Below are 1,465 nucleotides of genomic sequence, written 5' to 3' on the forward strand. Positions count from 1 at the left end.
CTGGCCAGAGTAGCGGGAGAGCTGTCAACAGGGGCGGGCGTGACCGGTTTACGGGACGTAACCTGGCAACGGTTGCTGAAAGTAGAAGATCAGGCCACCCCGGTGCATGTGCGGGTAGAGACATCAGCAGCAGGGATCGGTTATGTGGTATATACCGGTCATGACGGGACAGCATGCATATACGGCACAGGCACCATTGTAACTACGCCGCTGAGCGCACCGCCGGCACAGGAGGTTGAAGGCATACGTCATCGCCTAGGGGGGTATTTATCAGCTACTGCCTGCTATGATATCTTTTCCGGTCTTGGCCTGAACTATGGCAACCGTTTCCGCGGCATCTCGGACATTTACTACAGCAGCACGGAAGTGCTCACGCGCATTCAGTTGCCGGTTGAAGAAGGATATGTATTGTCCCCGGGTTTACTTGACAGCGCGCTTCAGAGCTGTATTGGCTTTTTTACGGAAGGGGGCGCGGCGGGGTTATCACTGCCTTACAGTATCCGGGAAATGAATATTTACGGCCCGCTGCCAGCCAGTTTATGGTGTCATGTACAGAAGAGCGGAAGCGGTTATAATATACTGGTGATGGACGAATCCGGCGGAGTGCTGGTCAGCATGAATGATTTTGTGACCCTTCCCTACTCCGGAACGGAAACTAAAGTTCCCGCTGGCAGCAGCTATCTGTACCAGCCTATATGGACGGCAGGTGATGCCGCCGGAGAAACGGCCGGTGCCAAAGGGGAAGATCTGTTGCTGGTGTCCGGCGGCCCGGCAACACTGGCAGAGAAGCTGGGAGAGCGGCTGGAGATGAGGGCTGTGCATGTCGCCGCCGGCACGCCAACGGAATATTTCCTGTTCTGCCTGGAGGAGGTGAAAAAACGGTTGCAGCAGCGTATGGGAGGCCGTCTCATAGTCTTGTACTGTTATGCTTCCCTTCCGGGAGAAGGGTTTATAGCGGGACTGTTGAAAACGGCCAGCCGTGAATATCCACAGTTAAAAAGTAAAACGATAGGCGTGGAGCGCTTGTCCCTTCAAGATATTGAAGAGCTGGGGCAGCTGGTGTCTTGCGAGCTGGATACGTCAGATGCTGAAGTGCGCTACCGTGGCGGTGTGAGAGAAGTGAAGCGGTTGCAGGAACTGCGATCTTCATCGTCCTCTCCTTCACCAGGGACAGGTATCCGTGCAGACGGGGTGTACCTGATTACCGGTGGTGGCGGCGGTCTTGGCCGGTTGCTGGCGTCACATATCACGAATACGCCTGGCGCCCGCGTGGTGCTGTGCGGCCGAAGCGAGGCGCCGTCGTGGGTTGCCGCATTGCCGGCAGTGAGCTATCGCCGCTGCGACGTGGGGGATGCAGCCTCAGTGGCATCGCTGATCAGCTGGGTGCAGGACAACTACGGGGAGCTTCACGGTATTATCCACGCGGCAGGCGTGGTGCGGGACAGTTTTATCATCAACAAGACGG

At 56.8% G+C, this 1,465-nt stretch carries 1 protein-coding gene; it reads left to right on the forward strand.

Annotated elements, in window-relative coordinates:
• The coding region (locus HGH92_RS33375; RefSeq protein ID WP_168875200.1) for an SDR family NAD(P)-dependent oxidoreductase at positions 1-1,465 on the forward strand (1,465 nt) is incomplete at both ends.

It is taken from the genome of Chitinophaga varians (genome assembly GCF_012641275.1).
Classification (GTDB): Bacteria; Bacteroidota; Bacteroidia; order Chitinophagales; family Chitinophagaceae; genus Chitinophaga; species Chitinophaga varians_A.